Here is an 18,820-nt window from a genome sequence, read left to right as displayed (position 1 = left end):
GGCGCAATGCCGCCTTTTTTGTTACTTTTTTTTGAAATTCGGCCCCACGTCATTGCATGCTTTCGTGACACTCCGTAAAATCCCGCGCCTTAGTGTGATCCACCATTTTTATGCGCCTGTGCGAAATAATTATTCTGGATTTGGACCTTTCATAACAGGAAGCCAATGGAAAAGAAACTAGGCCTGAGTGCTTTGACTGCACTCGTTTTGAGCTCAATGCTGGGTGCGGGCGTGTTCAGCTTACCGCAGAATATGGCGGCGGTCGCCAGCCCTGCCGCACTGCTTATAGGGTGGGGCATCACGGGGGCCGGGATTTTGCTGCTGGCGTTCGCAATGCTGCTGCTGACCCGCATCCGCCCGGATCTGGATGGGGGGATTTTCACTTACGCCCGTGAAGGTTTCGGCGAACTGATTGGCTTCTGTTCCGCATGGGGCTACTGGCTGTGTGCGGTCATCGCAAACGTCTCCTACCTGGTGATCGTCTTTTCGGCGCTCAGTTTCTTTACCGATACCCCTGAACTGCGGTTCTTTGGCGACGGCAATACCTGGCAGTCCATTGTGGGCGCTTCGGTACTGCTGTGGGTTGTTCACTGGCTGATTCTACGTGGCGTACAGACGGCGGCCAGCATTAACCTGGTGGCAACCCTGGCCAAACTGGTTCCGCTCGGCCTGTTTATCGTGCTGGCCTTTATGGCGTTCCGTCTCGATGTGTTCAGTCTCGATTTCAGCGGTGTCGCGCTGGGCGTACCGGTCTGGGAGCAGGTCAAAAACACCATGCTGATCACCCTGTGGGTCTTCATCGGTGTTGAAGGTGCCGTCGTGGTCTCTGCCCGGGCGCGGAATAAGCGCGATGTGGGTCGCGCCACGCTGCTGGCGGTACTGGCGGCGCTGGGCGTGTATCTGATGGTGACGCTGCTGTCGCTGGGGGTGGTCGCGCGTCCTGAACTGGCCGAAATGCGTAACCCGTCGATGGCGGGCCTGATGGTGAAAATGTTCGGACCGTGGGGTGACGTGGTGATTGCCGCGGGGCTGATTATCTCCGTGTGCGGCGCGTACCTGAGCTGGACCATTATGGCGGCAGAAGTGCCGTTTCTGGCCGCAACGCACAAAGCATTTCCACGCCTGTTTGCTCGTCAAAACAAAAACAGCGCGCCGTCGGCCTCACTCTGGCTGACCAACATCAGCGTTCAGGTCTGTCTGGTGCTGATCTGGCTCACAGGTTCAGACTATAACACTCTGCTGACCATCGCCTCGGAGATGATTCTGGTACCCTATTTCTTAGTGGGTGCATATCTGTTAAAAATCGCCACACGTCCGGCGCACTATGTGGTGGGCGTCGGAGCCTGTATTTACGGCCTGTGGTTGTTGTATGCTTCCGGGCCTATGCATCTGCTGCTGTCGGTGGTGTTGTATGCACCGGGCCTGCTGGTGTTTATCTACGCCCGCCGCACGCATCAGTTAGAGAACGCGCTTAGACGCCGTGAGATGGCCTTAATCGGGCTGTTACTGGTTGCTGCCGTACCGGCAACCTGGATGTTAATGGGATAGAATCGCCTTTCCCATTGTTGAACTGAAAAGGAGAACACGATGGGAAACGCGCAGCAACGCCCAATACTGATTACTGGTGGAGGCCGTCGTATCGGCCTCGCCCTTGCCCATCACTTTCTCAATCTTCGCCATCCGGTCATCATCAGTTACCGCAGCGAATATCCCTCGGTTGAGGGGCTACGCAAAGCCGGTGCGATCTGCATTCAGGCCGATTTCTCAACCGATGACGGTATTCTGGCCTTCGCTGATAAAGTGAAATCTACCACCCCCGGGCTGCGCGCCATTATCCATAATGCCAGCGCCTGGCTTCCCGAAAAATCCGGTACGCCACTCAGCGAAACGCTCTCCTGCATGCTGCAGATCCACGTCAATGCGCCCTATCTGCTGAACCATGCCCTGCTCGACCTGCTGCGCGGTCACGGACATGCGGCGGGTGATATTATTCATTTCACCGATTACGTCGTGGAGCGCGGCAGCGACAAGCACATCGCCTATGCGGCCAGTAAAGCCGCACTCGATAACATGACGCGCTCGTTCGCCCGTAAACTTGCCCCTGAAGTTAAGGTGAACGCCATCGCCCCGGCGATGATTTTATTCAACGAAGACGATGATGCGGAGTATCGCCAGCAGGCGCTAAATAAATCGCTGATGAAAATTGCGCCAGGTGAAAAAGAGGTTATCGATCTTATCGATTATCTGCTCACCAGTTGCTATGTCACTGGCAGAACCTTTGCCGTGGACGGCGGTCGACCGCTGCGCTAGTGAAAGCGGCTCCAGAAGAAGATAAGCACCCAGGCGCTGAGCCCCCAGCAGACAACGGCCCCGCTCAGCGCCAGGGGAAGTCGCATAAAACCGGTGAAGTACCAGAGCGAAAGAAGATAGAGAAAATAAGGGATGATCGACCACATCCCGAACACGATAGTCGTACGCAATGCTTCCGTGCCTCGTTCTGAGGCGACAATATAGTGCGCTATTAACGCAAAGGTCGGGAAGAGTGGGATCAGCCCGGCAATATAATAATTCCTGGTTTTAGCCAGAACACCAATCAGTAACACCACCAGCGCACCCAACGCGGCTTTTATCACCAGCCCCATCTTTTTCCCTATAACAATCAAATAACACTATGAGCCAGAATAACGGAACTGGCGTTAATTATGAAAGATTAATGGAACGTTAAGGTTGTGCGGTGTATGTTGGCTTTTTTCGCGATAACAGACGTTGTATGAATAAGATTGTTTATGTTGAAGACGAGCCCGAAGTGGGGCAATTGATCGCCGCCTATCTGGGTAAACATGATATGGACGTCATTGTTGAGCCTCGTGGCGATCGTGCCGAAGAGGTGGTCTTACGTGAAAACCCGGACCTGGTGCTGCTGGACATTATGCTGCCCGGCAAAGATGGCATGACGGTCTGCCGCGATCTGCGCGCCCGGTGGGAGGGCCCTATCGTGCTGCTGACCTCGCTGGACAGCGACATGAACCATATTTTGTCACTCGAAATGGGTGCCAATGACTACATTCTGAAAACCACGCCCCCTGCCGTCCTCCTTGCTCGTCTGCGCCTTCATTTACGCCAGCGTGCCAGCGTTGAACGTGAAGCGCCTGCTCAGTCGCTGACCCCGCACAAAGCGATGCGTTTTGGTACCTTGTCTATTGATCCGATTAACCGTCAGGTTCTGCTTTCTGGCGAGCTTATCGCCCTTTCCACCGCAGATTTTGACCTGCTCTGGGAACTGGCAACCCACGCCGGGCAGATCATGGACCGCGATGCATTACTGAAAAACCTGCGCGGCGTCAGCTACGACGGAATGGATCGCAGCGTTGACGTGGCTATTTCGCGCCTGCGTAAAAAACTGCAGGATAATGCCACTGAGCCGTACCGCATTAAAACCGTGCGTAACAAGGGCTATCTGTTCGCGCCTCACGCCTGGGAAACCTGATGCCGGTTCCCCGAACGACACTGTTTAAAACATTACGCAGACGAGGTCTGACAGTTGCATAAAATAAGAACACTCAGCCTGATCTGCTGTTTTGGGTTAACCGGGTGCGTTGTCGCAGATATGGACTCAAGTCATTATGACTATGTTCCGTATATTCAGACTATCCAGAATCCCAGGACCCCGGGCCATACCAATGTGCAACAACGCCGTGAGGATTTGTACGCCTGCGGCGTTGATCGAAAGTATTCGCTCAATTCATGGGACGAAAACTTCAGTCGTAACCGCCTGCTGCCGGGCGAAACGATAGAACAGCAAGATTCCAGGATCAAAAAAATAGAAGACTGTATGAAATCAAAAGGGTACGTTCTGTGGAATTACTCACAATGCGGGCCCCGTAAAAAACCGAGCGGTATGTGTAACTAGTTTGGGTTTGCGTGTTTGTCTTCGACGCAGGTTGTTAACGTATTGATTTTCGGTGAGATTGAATGAAAAAGCTGTTCGTACAGTTTTATCTCCTGCTGTTTGTCTGCTTCCTGGTGATGACCATGCTGGTTGGGCTGGTCTATAAATTCACCGCCGAACGTGCGGGCAGGCAGTCACTGGATGATTTAATGAAAAGCTCGCTCTACCTGATGCGCAGCGAGCTGCGAGAGATCCCGCCACACGACTGGGCCAAGACCTTAAAAGAGCTGGATCTGAACCTGTCGTTTGATCTGCGCATCGAGCCGATGAAGGATTTCGATTTAGAGCCACCCGCCATGCAGCGACTGCGTGACGGGGACATTGTAGCGCTGGATGAGAAATATACCTTTATCCAGCGCATTCCACGGAGCCATTACGTTCTGGCCGTGGGGCCGGTACCTTATCTCTATTATCTGCACCAGATGCGTCTGCTGGACCTTGCCCTGCTGGCTTTCATTGCCATTTCGCTCGCTTTCCCGGTCTTTATCTGGATGAGGCCACACTGGCAGGACATGCTGAAACTGGAATCTGCTGCGCAGCGTTTTGGTGACGGGCATTTTACCGAGCGCATTCACTTCGACAGCGGTTCCAGCTTCGAACGTCTTGGCGTGGCGTTTAACCAGATGGCTGATAACATCAATGCGCTGATTATCAGTAAAAAACAGCTCATTGACGGAATTGCTCACGAGCTGCGTACGCCGCTGGTACGCCTGCGCTATCGGCTGGAGATGAGCGAAAACCTGACGGAGGCCGAGTCTCAGGCGCTGAACCGCGACATTGGTCAGCTTGAGGGCCTCATTGAGGAGCTCCTGACCTACGCGCGCCTCGATCGCCCGCAAAACGAACTGAACCTCAGTACGCCGGACCTGCCCGGCTGGTTACAAACCCATATTGATGATGTCCAGAGCGTAAACCCGCAACGTACCCTGCTGACACACGTCACGCCCGGCGATTATGGCGCACTGGATATGCGTCTGATGGAACGCGTGCTGGATAATCTGATGAACAACGCCATGCGCTATAGCGAGAGCACGCTGCAGATTGGCTTAGATTTACAGGGTAGTCAGGCCTGTCTGACGGTTGAGGATGACGGACCGGGCATCGCCCCGGAAGCGCGTGAAACGGTGTTTGAGCCGTTTGTACGCCTCGACCCCAGCCGCGATCGTGCCACGGGGGGATGTGGCCTCGGGCTGGCAATTGTTTACTCCATTGCGCAGGCGATGGGCGGCACGGTGCATTGTGAAGAGAGCGCACTCGGCGGCGCGCGCTTCTGCTTTAGCTGGCCGGTATATCACAACATCACCCTTCCCGTCCCTGCCTGACCTTTATCGCACGCTGGCCTGACCCGGCGTGCTGTGCTATATGATAAGTATGTTGTAACTAATGAAGAGTTATCATGGCGACGTACGATCTCATCGAAAGGCTGAACAGCACGTTCCGCGACATTGAACACGAGTTACTGACTCTGACCGAACGTTTGCAGACCTGCCGTCTGTTAGCCGCGCGCGTCTTCACCTTGCCGGATGTGGTTAAAGGCGCTGAACACGACCCGCTGGAAACCATAGAGGTACAGCAGCATATCGGCAAAGCGGCGCTGGAATTGACGCTGCGACACTACCGTCGCCTGTTTATCCAGCAGCAGTCAGAAAACCGCAGCAGTAAGGCGGCCGTTCGTCTGCCGGGCGTAATCTGCCTGCAAACTGATGCGACAACGCGAGAAGCGCTGGAAAACCAAATTGCGCATATCAACACGCTTAAGGCGACGTTTGAAAAGATCATCACTGAAGAGTCAGGTCTGGCCCCTGCCGCCCGTTTTGAATGGGTACACCGACAGCTACCGGGATTAATCACCCTGAATGCCTACCGTACGCTGACGCTACTGCGTCATCCCGCTACGCTTCGCTTCGGCTGGGCCAACAAGCACATCATTAAAAACTTCACCCGGGATGACATTCTGGCACAGCTGGAAAAGAGTCTGAAGGCACCGCGGACTGTCGCACCGTGGTCACGCGAGCAGTGGATTGAACGGCTTGAGCAGGAGTACCACAGCATCGCCTCACTGCCGGCGGATACACGGCTTAAGATTAAGCGCCCGGTGAAGGTGCAGCCTATCGCACGCGTCTGGTATTCCGGCCAGCAAAAGCAGGTACAGTATGCCTGCCCGACGCCGCTGATCGCTCTTTATGATGCCGATCAGGGGGCCATTGTGCCGGATATTGGCGAACTGCTGAATTACGATGCTGAAAATGTCCAGCATCGTTACAGACCTCAGGCGCAACCGCTGCAGCTGATTATTCCGCGGCTGCACCTGTATGTGGCGCAGTGATTATTTCAGGCTGCCGACCATCGATTCCGGGCGTACCCATGCATCAAACTCAGCCTCCGTCAGGTAACCCAATGCCAGAGCGGAGGCTTTCAGCGTCAGCCCCTCTTTATGCGCTTTTTTCGCAATCTCGGCGGCTTTGTCGTAGCCGATATGGGTATTCAGCGCGGTCACCAGCATCAACGACTCATTGAGCAACTGGCTGATGCGCTCGCGGTTTGGCTCAATGCCTGACGCACAGTGCTCGTTGAAACTCTCCATACCGTCCGCCAGCAGGCGTATGGACTGAAGCACGTTGTGAATCACCATCGGGCGATAGACGTTCAGCTCAAAGTTACCGGATGCGCCGCCCATGTTAACGGCAACGTCGTTACCCATTACCTGACAGCAGAGCATGGTCATGGCTTCACATTGGGTCGGGTTTACTTTGCCCGGCATGATTGAGCTACCCGGCTCGTTCTCCGGAATGCTAATTTCACCGATACCGCAACGGGGACCCGAGGCCAGCCAGCGCACATCATTGGCGATTTTCATCAACGACGCTGCCAGCCCCTTGAGGGCACCGTGGGTATGAACCAGCGCATCACAGGTGGCCAGCGCTTCAAACTTATTCGGCGCCGTGATAAACGGCTGCCCGGTGATGGCCGCCAGCTCGTCGGCAACGCGCACCGCATATTCCGGATGGGTATTTAACCCCGTACCGACCGCCGTTCCGCCCAGCGCCAGCTCTGCAAGATGCGGCAGGCTGTACTCGATGTGCTTGAGGTTATGTTCTAACATTGCCACCCAGCCGGAAATCTCCTGGCCGAGCGTCAGCGGCGTGGCATCCTGCAGGTGAGTACGTCCTATTTTGACGATATCGCTGAAAGCCTGCGCCTTCTCGCCAAGGGTGGTTTTAAGCACGTTGAGCTGCGGGATCAGCTGTTCACGAAGCGCAATCACCGCCGCCACGTGCATCGCCGTCGGGAAGACGTCGTTCGAACTTTGGCTTTTGTTTACGTCATCGTTCGGGTGAACCTTACGCTCCATACCGCGCACGCCGCCCAGCAGTTCGCTTGCCCGGTTCGCCAGCACTTCGTTCATATTCATGTTGCTCTGGGTGCCAGAACCGGTCTGCCAGATGGCGAGGGGGAATTCATCAGGATGCTTGCCGGCCAGCACTTCATCGGCAGCAGTGATAATCGCGGTGGCCTTTTCTGCCGCCAGCAGGCCTAAATCCTGATTCACTTTGGCTGCCGCACGTTTAGTGAGCGCCAGCGCCTGAATCAGCGAGACGGGCATTTTCTCGGTCGAAATACGGAAATGTTCCAGCGAACGCTGGGTTTGCGCGCCCCATAGCTTGTCAGCCGGGACGTCGATCGCGCCCATAGAGTCTTTCTCACGGCGTACCGTAGTCATTACTTTCTCCTTGATAACACTGTCGGGATTGCTCACATGCTTCAGAGATAAGTATTGATTGCTTTACAGAAAAGATATGGCGCTTTGTGCGCTCTTTGATGTGCCGGGTGACGTGAACGCCACCCGGCTATAGTAGATTACTTCACACACGCCGAACATTGAGAGGACTGGATCTGCCTGAAGAAGTCGTTACCTTTGTCATCCACAAGGATAAACGCCGGGAAATCTTCCACTTCAATTTTCCAGATAGCTTCCATACCCAGTTCCGGGTATTCAATGCACTCCAGGCTCTTGATGCTGCCCTGCGCGAGTACGGCAGCCGGACCGCCGATGCTGCCCAGGTAGAAGCCACCATGTTTATGGCAGGCATCCGTCACCTGCTGGCTACGGTTTCCTTTTGCCAGCATGATCATGCTGCCGCCGTTGGCCTGCAGCTGGTCAACATACGAGTCCATACGGCCTGCGGTGGTCGGGCCTAACGAGCCAGAGGCGTAGCCTTCTGGCGTTTTGGCCGGGCCTGCGTAGTAAATCGGGTGATCTTTGATGTACTGCGGCAGCCCTTCACCATTGTCCAGACGCTCTTTCAGTTTCGCGTGAGCGATGTCACGACCAACGATGATGGTTCCGTTAAGAGAGAGACGGGTCGACACCGGATACTGAGACAGCTGCGCCAGAATCTCTTTCATCGGACGGTTCAGGTCAACGTGAACGGCTTCACCCTCGCCCGCTTTGCGCAACGCTTCAGGAATGTACTTCCCTGGGTTGTTCTCCAGTTTTTCGATCCAGACGCCTTCGCGGTTGATCTTCGCCTTGATGTTACGATCCGCAGAACAGGAGACCCCCATCCCGACCGGGCAGGAGGCACCGTGGCGCGGCAGACGGATCACTCGCACATCATGGGCAAAATATTTGCCGCCGAACTGCGCGCCCAGGCCGAGGTTACGCGCTTCTTCCAGCAGTTCCTGTTCGAGCTGAACATCGCGGAACGCCTGGCCGTGCTCGTTCCCTTCGGTAGGCAGGCCGTCATAATATTTGGTCGACGCCAGCTTCACCGTTTTCAGGGTGCTCTCTGCTGACGTACCGCCAATCACAAAGGCAATATGGTACGGTGGGCAGGCAGCGGTGCCGAGCGTGCGCATTTTCTCAACCAGGTAATTCTTCAGCTTGCCCGGTGTGAGCAGCGCTTTGGTTTCCTGGTAGAGATAGGTTTTGTTCGCTGAACCGCCACCTTTGGCGATGCAGAGGAATTTGTATTCATCACCGTCCACGCTATACAGGTCAATCTGCGCAGGCAGGTTTGTGCCCGTGTTGACCTCTTTGTACATATCCAGCGCCGCGTTTTGCGAGTAGCGCAGGTTGTCTTCGGTGTAGGTGTTGTACACGCCATGCGCCAGCGCCGCTTCGTCGCCGCCGCCGGTCCAGACACGCTGGCCTTTTTTACCCACAATGATGGCCGTGCCGGTGTCCTGGCAGGTAGGTAAAATACCTTTCGCCGCGATATCCGAGTTACGCAGGAACTGCAGGGCGACGTATTTGTCGTTTTCGCTGGCCTGCGGATCGCTCAGGATATCGGCAACCTGCTGCTGGTGCGCAGGGCGGAGCATAAACGAGGCGTCGTGGAAAGCCTGCTGCGCCAGTAACGTCAGCGCCTGCGGATCGACCTTGAGGATCTCCTGCCCTTCGAATTCAGAGACGGAGACGTGATCGCGGGTTAACAGGTAATATTCGGTTTGATCCTTACTGAGGGGGAAAGGATCCTGATAATGAAAGGGTTTGTTCGACATTGTTCTCTCACTTACTGCTTCAGTCTGATTATTTGGGCAGATGTTCCGCTGCCCGCTTAAAAGCGAGTCAGCTTATCCTACACAATTTTTTAACAAAAACTGAGACTAGTACGACTTTTTACATCCACAGGTTACTTCCATGTGGTTTATTGCTTTAATACCCGGAGTTAATTCCACCATTGAATCAGGGCTTGATAATGCAAAAACTCATTAACTCAGTGCAAAACTACGCCTGGGGAAGTAAAACTGCGTTAACGGATCTCTACGGTATCGCGAACCCAAACAACCTGCCAATGGCAGAACTGTGGATGGGTGCGCACCCGAAGAGCAGCTCAAAAATTGAAGACGCAAGCGGCCAGGTTCGCTCTCTGCGCGACGTGATTGATGCCGACAAAGCCACCCTGCTGGGTGACAAGGTTGCCAGCCGTTTTGGTGAGCTGCCGTTCCTGTTTAAAGTGCTGTGCGCCGACCAGCCGCTCTCGATCCAGGTGCACCCGAATAAAAAAGCCTCTGAGATGGGCTTTGCGAAAGAGAACGCGGCCGGTATTCCGTTAGATGCCGCCGAGCGTAACTACAAAGATCCTAACCACAAGCCGGAGCTGGTCTTTGCGCTGACCCCCTTCCTGGCGATGAACGCGTTTCGCGAGTTCTCAGAAATTATCTCCCTGCTGCAGCCGGTGGCGGGTGCTAACAACGCTATTGCCCACTTCCTGGAAAACCCGAATGCAGAAGGCCTGAGCCAGCTTTTCGCCAGCCTGCTGAACATGCAGGGAGAAGAGAAATCTCACGCCCTGGCGGTGCTGAAAGCGGCGCTGGACAGCCAGCACGGTGAGCCGTGGGATACTATCCGCCTGATTTCTGAATTCTACCCGGACGACAGCGGCCTGTTCTCCCCTCTGCTGCTGAACGTGGTGAAGCTGAACCCGGGCGAGGCGATGTTCCTGTTTGCTGAAACCCCGCACGCCTACCTGCAGGGCGTGGCGCTGGAGGTGATGGCCAACTCAGACAACGTACTGCGTGCAGGCCTGACGCCGAAATACATTGATATCCCTGAGCTGGTTGCCAACGTGAAGTTTGAGGCGAAGCCTGCGGATCACCTGCTGACTCAGCCTGTTAAACAGGGTGCGGAGCTGGACTTCCCGATCCCGGTGGATGATTTTGCCTTCTCACTGCATGACCTGAGCCCGGCAGAAACCGCCATCGCGCAGGAGAGCGCAGCAATCCTGTTCTGCGTTGAGGGTGAAGCAACGCTGCATAAAGGTGGCGAGCGTCTGGTGCTCAAGCCAGGCGAATCGGCATTTGTAGCGGCAAACGAGTCGCCGGTGAGCGTGAGCGGTACCGGTCGTCTGGCGCGTGTTTTTAATAAGCTATAAGCACTTACTGAATTTTTTAACAACTCTTGCTAAGCTAGTTGAAGACTTTACATCGCCGGGCGGTTTCTACCGCCTGGTTTCATTTTAGGGATAGTCGCAATGAAAAAATCGGTCGTAGCGGTAGGAGTGATTGTAGCGTTAGGCGTGGTCTGGACAGGTGCCTCCTGGTTTACCGGGAAACAGCTGGAAAGCCGTCTGGCTGAGATGGTGGCACAGGCTAACGGAGAGCTTAAGCGTGGCGCGCCGGAAGCAGGCGTGGAGCTTGCCTACCAGAATTATCAGCGTGGTATCTTTACCAGCCATATGCAGGTGGTTGTCAAGCCTGTTGCCGGTAATGAAAATGGCTGGCTGAAACCGGGCCAAAGCGTGGTGCTGGATGAAGTGGTCAGCCATGGTCCGTTCCCGCTGGCACAGTTAACGTCTTTTAACCTGATCCCGTCGATGGCGTCCGTTCATACTGTACTGGTGAATAACGACTTAACCAAACCGCTGTTTGATCTGGCAAAGAATGAGTCACCTTTCGAGGTTAACACCCGCATCAGCTACGCCGGTGACACACGTTCCAGTATCGATCTGAAAGCACTGAACTACGAGAAAGATAACGAGAAAGTGACCTTTAGCGGGGGGAATTTCAAGGTTGATGCTGACCGCGATGGAAATGTCTTCTCCCTGACCGGTGAAGCAGAGAGCGGCCTGATCAATGCCGTCAATGAATACGGTCAAAAGGTTCAGCTGACGTTCAATAACCTGAAAGCCGATGGCGACAGCAAGATGACCGATTTTAAAGAGCGTATCGGTAATCAGAAACTCTCTTTCGACAAGATTGCTATCGCGGTTGAAGGGAAAGAGATGGCCGTGCTGGAAGGCATGGAGGTGGACGGCAAATCCGACGTGTCTAAAGACGGTAAGAGCATCAATACCCAACTGGATTACGCCCTGAAGAGCCTGAAAGTGCAGAACCAGGATCTCGGGACCGGCAAACTGTCGCTGAAGATTGGCAATATCGACGGTCAGGCATGGCATGAATTTAGCCAGAAATACAGCAAAGAGAGCCAGGCACTGCTGAGCAATGCCGCGCTGCAGCAGAATCCGGAAGTTTACCAGCAGCAGGCCATGGCGGTGCTGATGAACAACCTGCCCATCCTGCTGAAAGGCGAGCCGGTTATCACCGTGGCCCCGCTGAGCTGGAAAAACAGCAAAGGCGAAACCAACTTTAATCTGTCCCTGTTCCTGAAAGACCCGGCAACCGCAACGGGTGAACCTCAGACCCTGGCGCAGGAAGTGGATCGCAGCGTGAAGTCACTCGACAGCAAGCTGACCATCCCTGTGGATATGGCGACCGAGTTTATGACCCAGATTGCGAAGCTTGAAGGGTATGGTGATGAAGATGCCGGCAAGCTGGCGAGCCAGCAGGTGAAAGGCCTGGCGGCAATGGGCCAGATGTTCCGCATCACGAAGATGGAAGACAACACCATTTCCACCAGCCTGCAGTATGCCAACGGTCAGGTCACGCTGAACGGCGATAAAATGCCGCTGGAAGATTTTGTCGGGATGTTTGGTATGCCTGCCCTGGGGATGCCGGAACCGGCTGAACCTGCAGCGCCGGCCGTGCCTGAAGCACCTGCTGCACCCGCTGCACCCGCTGCACCCGCTGCACCACAGCAGTAATCATCAAAACCCCTCTCTGAGGGGTTTTTTATTACCGGTTGCAGGTACTCAGCCTGGTGCCACGAAATACTATTTCACCGTCACTAACCGTGCCGACACAATCTGGTGCCCGGCCTGCACGTCTGCTTTTTCGATGCGCTGCATGATCCTGTCCGCCAGCGTGTAACCCATCTCCCGGGCAGGTGTGGTGGCCCAGACAATGGGCAGATCGTCCAGCGCGTTTTCACCAACGTCGGCAAATGCCCCTAACGCCACCTGGTGGCCGAAGAAGGTTTCAACCCCACCCTCGCCGCTCTGACGCCCGGCGCGGATCAGGCCAAACCAGGCCCCCATCGCAATCACCTCGTTATAGCAAATCACGGCGCTTATCGTCGGGCTACTCCGTAATAACGCGTTTATCGCTTCCGCGGCTTTCTTCTGGCTGGATTCGCATTCCACCACCCATTCGCTGTGGAACGGGAGGCCGTATTTAATCAGCGTCGCGCAGTAACCGCCTACCCGCTCGGCTCGCGTCAGGGACGAGCTTTTTCCGCCAAGCCAGGCAATGCGCTGATGCCCCCGATGAATAAGATGCTCCGTCAACATTTGTGCGGCCTGCATGTTGTCCGGTCGCAGGGTATCGGCTTCGTCCAGATAACTGGCGCGCGAGGCAAACACCAGCGGCACGCCTTTTTCGGCGGCGCGCTCGCACAAGTCATTACTCACACCCGATGCGCCGGCGACGATCACCCCGTCGACGCCCTGCGTAAGCAGCATATCCAGACGGGAAAGGAGCTGATCGGCCTCGCGACCGCCGTGAAGCAAAAAGACCATCCGTCCCTGCGCTTCAAGCGCTTCGGTCAGGCCCGCGGTCAGTTCGGCATAAAAGGGAGAGGTCAGGTCACGCACAATCAAACCGATCACACCGCTTTGGCCGCCGCGCAGCGCTGATGCCTGGCGGTTACGTACAAAGCCCAGTTGCTCAACCGCCTCGTTAACCCGTTGCCCGGTCGCGGGAGAAATGCGTCCTTTCCCGCTGAGCACCAGTGAAACGGTGCTGACGGAAACCCCCGCCGCCAGCGCGACATCGTTGATGGTGATTTTTTTCGCTACAGCCATGTGTCGGCGTGACTCCCTGAAATGAGATCGGTAAAACGTTTTATCAATATGTAATCTTTATACTACCAGTCAAAGCCTGAGAATGTGATTCAGAGCGCACTAAACTTTGATAAAACGTTTTATCTTCTCGCAGCATTGAAGCAGATAAACTGATTTTAACAATAAAGGAGTCGTTTTATGACGGCGAAAGCAGCACAAAAAATATCGCTGTGGGAATTTTTCCAGCAACTGGGTAAAACCTTTATGCTGCCCGTGGCACTCCTCTCGTTCTGCGGGATCATGCTCGGGATCGGCAGTTCGTTGAGCAGTAAGGACGTCATCACGCTGATCCCGTTCCTCGGGACACCTGTGCTGCAGGCGATCTTTATCTGGATGAGTAAAGTTGGCTCCTTCGCCTTTAGCTTCCTGCCGGTGATGTTCTGTATTGCTATCCCGCTGGGTCTGGCACGCGAGAACAAAGGCGTGGCCGCCTTTGCCGGGTTTGTCGGTTATGCGGTAATGAACCTTGCGGTGAACTTCTGGCTGACGGCAAAAGGCATTCTGCCCACCACCGATGCCGCCGTGCTTAAAGCGAACAACATTCAGAGCGTTATCGGGATTCAGTCCATTGATACCGGGATCCTCGGTGCGGTGATCGCCGGGGTGATTATCTGGATGCTGCATGAGCGCTTCCACAATATCCGCCTGCCTGATGCGCTGGCGTTCTTCGGGGGCACCCGCTTTGTACCCATTGTAACCCTTGTGGTCATGGGTCTGTTTGGCCTTATTATTCCGCTGATCTGGCCAGTCTTTGCGCTGGGGATTAACGGGATTGGCCGCATCATCAACGGTGCGGGCGATTTTGGTCCGATGATCTTCGGAACCGGCGAACGTCTGCTGCTGCCGTTTGGTCTGCAACATATTCTGGTGGCGCTGATCCGCTTTACCGAAGCGGGCGGCACAATGGAGGTGTGCGGACACGATGTGAGCGGTGCGCTGACCATCTTCCAGGCACAGCTGAGCTGCCCGACCACGCACGGCTTCTCTGAAAGTGCGACCCGCTTCCTGTCACAGGGTAAAATGCCGGCCTTCCTCGGCGGCTTGCCGGGTGCGGCGCTGGCCATGTATCACTGTGCTCGTCCGGAAAACCGCCATAAAATTAAAGGGCTGCTGATTTCCGGGGTCATCGCCTGTGTCGTGGGCGGTACAACGGAGCCAATCGAATTCCTGTTCCTGTTTGTCGCGCCAGTGCTGTATCTCATCCACGCGGTACTGACCGGTCTGGGCTTCACTGTGATGGCGGTGCTGGGCGTCACCATCGGGAATACCGACGGCAACGTCATCGACTTTGTAGTGTTCGGGATCCTGCACGGGTTGTCGACCAAGTGGTACCTGGTACCGGTGGTCGCCGCTATCTGGTTCGCGGTGTACTACGGCATTTTCCGCTTCGCCATCACCCGCTTTAACCTCAAAACGCCTGGACGGGATACCGATACCGCCAGCAGCGTTGAGCAGGCTGTTGCAGGTACCGTGGGTAAGTCCGGCTATAACACCCCTGCTATTCTGGCGGCGCTGGGTGGTGCGGATAACATTACCTCTCTGGATAACTGCATCACCCGACTGCGCCTGTCGGTGGCGGATATGTCGAAAGTGGACACCAACGCCCTGAAAGCCAACCGGGCGATCGGCGTGGTACAGTTAAATCAACATAATTTGCAGGTGGTTATCGGCCCGCAGGTTCAGTCAGTGAAAGATGAGCTGGCAACCCTGATGCGTACAGTGGAAGCCTGATGCCTCACCCCCTCGCGCTGAGGGGGTTTTTCTTTAAGGACTTGAGTCATGTTCGATTTTTCAACCGTCGTGGATCGACACGGCACCTGGTGCACGCAGTGGGACTATGTCGCCGACCGCTTTGGCGCGGCCGATCTGCTGCCCTTCACCATCTCCGATATGGATTTCGCGACCGCGCCCTGCATCACCGAAGCGCTGCACCAGCGTATTCATCACGGGGTGTTTGGCTACAGCCGCTGGAAAAATGAAGAGTTTCTCGCCGCTGTGGCGCACTGGTTCCGGCAGCGCTTTAACAGCCACATTGATACCGAATCGCTCGTGTACGGGCCTTCCGTTATTTATATGGTGTCCGAACTGATTCGCCTCTGGTCAACTCCCGGCGACGGCGTGGTGGTCCATACCCCCGCTTACGATGCGTTCTATAAGGCCATCGAGGGGAATGCCCGCCAGGTGGTCGGCGTGGCGATGGAAAAACATGCCACGGGCTGGCAGGGAAATAGGGCCGCACTTGAGGCGGCGCTGGCAAAACCGGAAAACAAAATTTTGCTGCTGTGCAGCCCGCAAAACCCCACGGGTAAAGTCTGGACGCGTGAAGAGCTGAGTCACATGGCAGAACTGTGCGCCCGTTATGACGTGGCGGTGATCAGCGATGAAATTCATATGGACATGGTGTGGGGAGGCCGTCGCCATACGCCGTGGAATGAAGTGGCACGCGGTAAATGGGCACTTCTGAGCTCTGGTTCAAAAAGTTTTAACATACCGGCGCTCACCGGTGCCTGGGGGCTGATTGGCGATGAAGAGAGCCATAACGGTTACCTCAGCGCATTAAAAGGTCGTGACGGGCTCTCTTCCCCTTCCGTACTGGCGCTGACGGCCCACATTGCTGCCTATCAGCAGGGAGAGCCATGGCTGGATGCATTGCGGGCGTATCTGGAGGAAAATCTGGCGTACATTGCACGCGAATTACACCACGCGTTTCCGACGCTCAACTGGCAGCCACCCGAAGCCACGTATCTGGCCTGGATCGATTTACGCCCACTCAACCTTGACGATAAAATGCTACAAAAAGTCCTGATTGAGCAGCAAAAGGTCGCCATCATGCCGGGATACACCTACGGCGAAGAGGGTAACGGTTTTGTCCGTCTGAACGCGGGATGCCCGCGTAGCAAGCTTGAGCAAGGGGTTCAGCGGCTGATCGCCGGCATAACGACGCTCCTGTAATCAGATTGCGCAACGGAATATTCCCTTGCGCAAATAGCTTTTTACCTCGTTTTGTTTTTATAATATGACGCACTTTAACCAGAAAAGAGTGCGACCATGATTGATACACGCCTGCCACTAACTGATATTCACCGCCATCTTGACGGTAACATTCGTGCCCAAACCATCCTCGATCTTGGCCGCCAGTACAATCTCACGCTCCCTGCTCAAACGATTGAGACCCTAATCCCCCACGTTCAGGTCACCTCAAATGAACCGGATCTGGTCAGTTTCCTGAGCAAACTCGACTGGGGCGTGAAGATGCTGGCCTCGCTGGATGCCTGCCGCCGTGTTGCTTTCGAAAATATTGAAGATGCCGCCCGTAATGGCCTGCACTACGTTGAACTGCGCTTTTCGCCAGGCTATATGGCGATGACCCACAACCTGCCCGTTGCAGGCGTGGTTGAAGCGGTAATTGACGGCGTGCGCGAAGGGTGTAAAACCTTCGACGTTCAGGCTCGCCTGATTGGCATTATGAGCCGCACCTTCGGTGAAGCGGCCTGTCTGCAGGAGCTTGAAGGGTTACTGGCGCATCGTGATGCGATCGCTGCCGTTGACCTGGCGGGTGATGAACTCGGCTTCCCGGGCAGTCTGTTCCTTTCTCATTTCAACCGCGCGCGTGACGCCGGCTGGCACATTACCGTGCATGCCGGTGAAGCGGCAGGCCCTGAAAGCATCTGGCAGGCCATCCGTGAGCTGGGTGCAGAGCGTATCGGTCATGGTGTCAAAGCCGTTGAAGATCGCGCCCTGATGGATTTCCTTGCCGAGCAGCGTATTGGTATTGAATCCTGTCTGACGTCCAATATTCAGACCAGCACAGTGGCATCACTGGCGCATCACCCGCTGAAAACCTTCCTGGAGCACGGTGTTCTGGCCTCACTGAACACGGACGATCCGGCAGTACAGGGCGTGGATATTATTCATGAGTACACCGTCGCCGCACCGCAGGCTGGCCTGAGTCAGGATCAGATCCGCCAGGCGCAGATTAACGGCCTGGACATCGCTTTCCTGACGCCAGCAGAGAAACAGGCGCTGAGGGATAAGGTCGCCCGCGGCTAAGCCCGTTGCCGGGTGGGCGCTTCGCCTTACCCGGCTTTGCCAGAATCACGCCAGACAGAGCGTTGCGCGGTGTTTGGCTGATTCAATCCCCAGTTCAATCAATTCCATAATCTGAATCGCCTGGCTGGCCGGAACCGGGTTATCCCCAGTCCCGTTTAGCGCATCACGGATAGCGGCATAATACGCCGGATAGTTACCCGGGATCGTCAGTAACGTTTCTTCAACCCTCTCCTCGCCTTCCACCCGCGTCACAATCCCGTCCCGCATGTCATAGCCCCAGTCTTCCTGCGGCAAACGCTCGCCGTTTTTCAGGCGTTCTTCCTGAGGATCGAGACCAAACTTCACAAAGCTCCCGCGGGTACCGTGGAGGATATAACGCGCTGATTCGGCGGCTGCCACCATTGTCCCGTGCAGTACAATACGCCGCTGCGGGTAACTCAAGACGGCATGAAAGTAGTCAGTGGTTTGCGCTCCGGGTCTGAGCTGGGCCAGATCGACCGTCATACTGACCGGCAGGCCAAACAAATTTACGGCCTGATCGAGAAGATGCGGCGCTAAATCGTACCAGATGCCGCTGCCCGGCCCGGCTTGCTCACGCCAGCGGTTTCGGACCTGAGGGCGGAACCGGTCAAAGTGCGATTCAAAAAAGAGGATTTCGCCCAGCGTACCTTCATTAAGGAGCGCTTTTACCGTCAGGAAATCACTGTCCCAGCGACGGTTATGAAATACCGAAAGCACTCTGCCAAAACTTTTTGCCAGCGCATCCAGTTCGCGCGCCTGTGACAACGTCACTGTGAAGGGTTTATCGACAATAACGTGCTTACCGGCTTCCAGTGCGGCCTTTGCCAGCGGAAAATGCGTGTCATTGGGGGTGGGAATGACGATCAGATCAATATTAGGGTCGTTAAAAAGATGCTTAGGTTCAGAAACAACCGGCACGGAGGGCCAGTCGGCATGCACTTTCGTGGCATCGCTACTGGAAACTGCCGCCAGCGCCATGCCCGGCGTCCCGGCAATCAGAGGCGCATGAAAAGTCTTGCTCGCGTACCCGTAACCAATAAGCCCGACGCGGATGCTATCACTCATAATGTTGCCCTCTTTTATGACTATCTTATTTCACACTGGCTACTCTGACGTT

The 18,820-nt window shown here is 55.4% G+C and carries 15 protein-coding genes; 10 read left to right on the top strand and 5 right to left on the bottom strand.

The annotated features are described in order from the left end of the window. Nucleotides 1–165: 165 nt before the first annotated feature. A complete protein-coding gene (locus L462_RS17545) occupies nt 166–1,548 on the top strand; it encodes an amino acid permease (protein ID WP_020884310.1) in 1,383 nt (460 codons plus the stop codon). 39 nt (nt 1,549–1,587) lie between these two features. Continuing rightward, nucleotides 1,588–2,310, top strand: coding sequence for a dihydromonapterin reductase (folM, locus tag L462_RS17550; RefSeq protein WP_032678035.1), 723 nt, complete (start codon nt 1,588–1,590; stop codon nt 2,308–2,310). Here the strand turns inward: folM and L462_RS17555 are convergent. Further along, a complete protein-coding gene (locus L462_RS17555) occupies nt 2,307–2,642 on the bottom strand; it encodes a GlpM family protein (protein ID WP_025204336.1) in 336 nt (111 codons plus the stop codon). The two genes, folM and L462_RS17555, sit on opposite strands and share 4 nt — an antisense overlap. A gap of 128 nt (nt 2,643–2,770) precedes the next feature. On the opposite strand from L462_RS17555, the gene rstA reads away from it, so the two are divergent. The 3 genes from rstA (at nt 2,771) to tus (ending at nt 6,275) form a co-directional block, all read left to right on the top strand. Further along, on the top strand, nt 2,771–3,487 hold the full coding sequence (rstA, locus tag L462_RS17560) for a two-component system response regulator RstA (protein WP_025204337.1): 717 nt from the start codon (nt 2,771–2,773) through the stop codon (nt 3,485–3,487). Between the two features lie 485 nt (nt 3,488–3,972). Further along, entirely contained in the window at nt 3,973–5,271 is a 1,299-nt protein-coding gene (gene rstB / locus L462_RS17565) for a two-component system sensor histidine kinase RstB (protein WP_014169816.1), read from the top strand. Between the two features lie 74 nt (nt 5,272–5,345). Then, complete coding sequence (gene tus / locus L462_RS17570) at nt 5,346–6,275, top strand: DNA replication terminus site-binding protein (protein ID WP_032678034.1); 930 nt, start codon at nt 5,346–5,348, stop codon at nt 6,273–6,275. Here the strand turns inward: tus and fumC are convergent, their stop codons facing one another. Both fumC and fumA read right to left on the bottom strand, forming a co-directional pair. Then, a complete protein-coding gene (fumC, locus tag L462_RS17575; protein WP_032678032.1) occupies nt 6,276–7,670 on the bottom strand; it encodes a class II fumarate hydratase in 1,395 nt (464 codons plus the stop codon). Nucleotides 7,671–7,807: 137 nt separating this feature from the next. After that, nucleotides 7,808–9,454: a class I fumarate hydratase FumA gene (gene fumA / locus L462_RS17580; RefSeq protein WP_025204339.1), complete on the bottom strand. Its 1,647-nt coding sequence runs from the start codon at nt 9,452–9,454 to the stop codon at nt 7,808–7,810. A gap of 197 nt (nt 9,455–9,651) precedes the next feature. Here fumA and manA point away from each other — a divergent pair, with 197 nt between their 5' ends. Together manA and L462_RS17590 are read left to right on the top strand one after the other, a co-directional pair. Continuing rightward, nucleotides 9,652–10,827 carry a mannose-6-phosphate isomerase gene (gene manA, locus L462_RS17585; RefSeq protein ID WP_020884317.1) on the top strand — a complete coding sequence of 392 codons (1,176 nt, stop codon included), beginning with the start codon at nt 9,652–9,654 and terminating at the stop codon, nt 10,825–10,827. A gap of 99 nt (nt 10,828–10,926) precedes the next feature. Then, nucleotides 10,927–12,495, top strand: a complete 1,569-nt coding sequence (locus L462_RS17590) for a YdgA family protein (protein ID WP_032678031.1) — start codon at nt 10,927–10,929, stop codon at nt 12,493–12,495. 69 nt (nt 12,496–12,564) lie between these two features. Here L462_RS17590 and L462_RS17595 read toward each other — a convergent pair whose 3' ends face one another. Beyond that, on the bottom strand, nt 12,565–13,593 hold the full coding sequence (locus tag L462_RS17595) for a Mal regulon transcriptional regulator MalI (RefSeq protein ID WP_014169810.1): 1,029 nt from the start codon (nt 13,591–13,593) through the stop codon (nt 12,565–12,567). 177 nt (nt 13,594–13,770) lie between these two features. Here L462_RS17595 and malX point away from each other — a divergent pair, with 177 nt between their 5' ends. The 3 genes from malX (at nt 13,771) to add (ending at nt 17,682) form a co-directional block, all read left to right on the top strand. Beyond that, nucleotides 13,771–15,363 (top strand): maltose/glucose-specific PTS transporter subunit IIBC, encoded by a 1,593-nt coding sequence (gene malX / locus L462_RS17600; RefSeq protein ID WP_014169809.1) that lies wholly within the window; start codon nt 13,771–13,773, stop codon nt 15,361–15,363. Nucleotides 15,364–15,411: 48 nt separating this feature from the next. Next, nucleotides 15,412–16,584, top strand: a complete 1,173-nt coding sequence (locus tag L462_RS17605) for a MalY/PatB family protein (protein ID WP_032678030.1) — start codon at nt 15,412–15,414, stop codon at nt 16,582–16,584. Nucleotides 16,585–16,680: 96 nt separating this feature from the next. Beyond that, nucleotides 16,681–17,682, top strand: a complete 1,002-nt coding sequence (gene add / locus L462_RS17610; protein ID WP_014169807.1) for an adenosine deaminase — start codon at nt 16,681–16,683, stop codon at nt 17,680–17,682. 45 nt (nt 17,683–17,727) lie between these two features. Here add and L462_RS17615 read toward each other — a convergent pair whose 3' ends face one another. After that, on the bottom strand, nt 17,728–18,768 hold the full coding sequence (locus L462_RS17615; protein WP_032678029.1) for an oxidoreductase: 1,041 nt from the start codon (nt 18,766–18,768) through the stop codon (nt 17,728–17,730). Between the last annotated feature and the right edge of the window lie 52 nt (nt 18,769–18,820).

The sequence above is a fragment of the Enterobacter sp. BIDMC 26 genome (assembly GCF_000534435.1).
In the GTDB taxonomy this organism is placed as follows: Bacteria; Pseudomonadota; Gammaproteobacteria; order Enterobacterales; family Enterobacteriaceae; genus Enterobacter; species Enterobacter ludwigii.
This window is presented reverse-complemented; position numbering and strand designations above follow the sequence as displayed.

What these genes read in the sequence shown, in the direction of transcription:
- L462_RS17595 (WP_014169810.1), bottom strand. Translation starts at nt 13,593, where the DNA reads ATGGCTGTAGCGAAAAAAATCACCATCAACGATGTCGCGCTGGCGGCG.
- L462_RS17555 (WP_025204336.1), bottom strand. Translation starts at nt 2,642, where the DNA reads ATGGGGCTGGTGATAAAAGCCGCGTTGGGTGCGCTGGTGGTGTTACTG.
- L462_RS17545 (WP_020884310.1), top strand. Translation starts at nt 166, where the DNA reads ATGGAAAAGAAACTAGGCCTGAGTGCTTTGACTGCACTCGTTTTGAGC.
- manA (WP_020884317.1), top strand. Translation starts at nt 9,652, where the DNA reads ATGCAAAAACTCATTAACTCAGTGCAAAACTACGCCTGGGGAAGTAAA.
- add (WP_014169807.1), top strand. Translation starts at nt 16,681, where the DNA reads ATGATTGATACACGCCTGCCACTAACTGATATTCACCGCCATCTTGAC.
- fumA (WP_025204339.1), bottom strand. Translation starts at nt 9,454, where the DNA reads ATGTCGAACAAACCCTTTCATTATCAGGATCCTTTCCCCCTCAGTAAG.
- L462_RS17615 (WP_032678029.1), bottom strand. Translation starts at nt 18,768, where the DNA reads ATGAGTGATAGCATCCGCGTCGGGCTTATTGGTTACGGGTACGCGAGC.
- rstA (WP_025204337.1), top strand. Translation starts at nt 2,771, where the DNA reads ATGAATAAGATTGTTTATGTTGAAGACGAGCCCGAAGTGGGGCAATTG.
- L462_RS17605 (WP_032678030.1), top strand. Translation starts at nt 15,412, where the DNA reads ATGTTCGATTTTTCAACCGTCGTGGATCGACACGGCACCTGGTGCACG.
- fumC (WP_032678032.1), bottom strand. Translation starts at nt 7,670, where the DNA reads ATGACTACGGTACGCCGTGAGAAAGACTCTATGGGCGCGATCGACGTC.
- malX (WP_014169809.1), top strand. Translation starts at nt 13,771, where the DNA reads ATGACGGCGAAAGCAGCACAAAAAATATCGCTGTGGGAATTTTTCCAG.
- folM (WP_032678035.1), top strand. Translation starts at nt 1,588, where the DNA reads ATGGGAAACGCGCAGCAACGCCCAATACTGATTACTGGTGGAGGCCGT.
- tus (WP_032678034.1), top strand. Translation starts at nt 5,346, where the DNA reads ATGGCGACGTACGATCTCATCGAAAGGCTGAACAGCACGTTCCGCGAC.
- rstB (WP_014169816.1), top strand. Translation starts at nt 3,973, where the DNA reads ATGAAAAAGCTGTTCGTACAGTTTTATCTCCTGCTGTTTGTCTGCTTC.
- L462_RS17590 (WP_032678031.1), top strand. Translation starts at nt 10,927, where the DNA reads ATGAAAAAATCGGTCGTAGCGGTAGGAGTGATTGTAGCGTTAGGCGTG.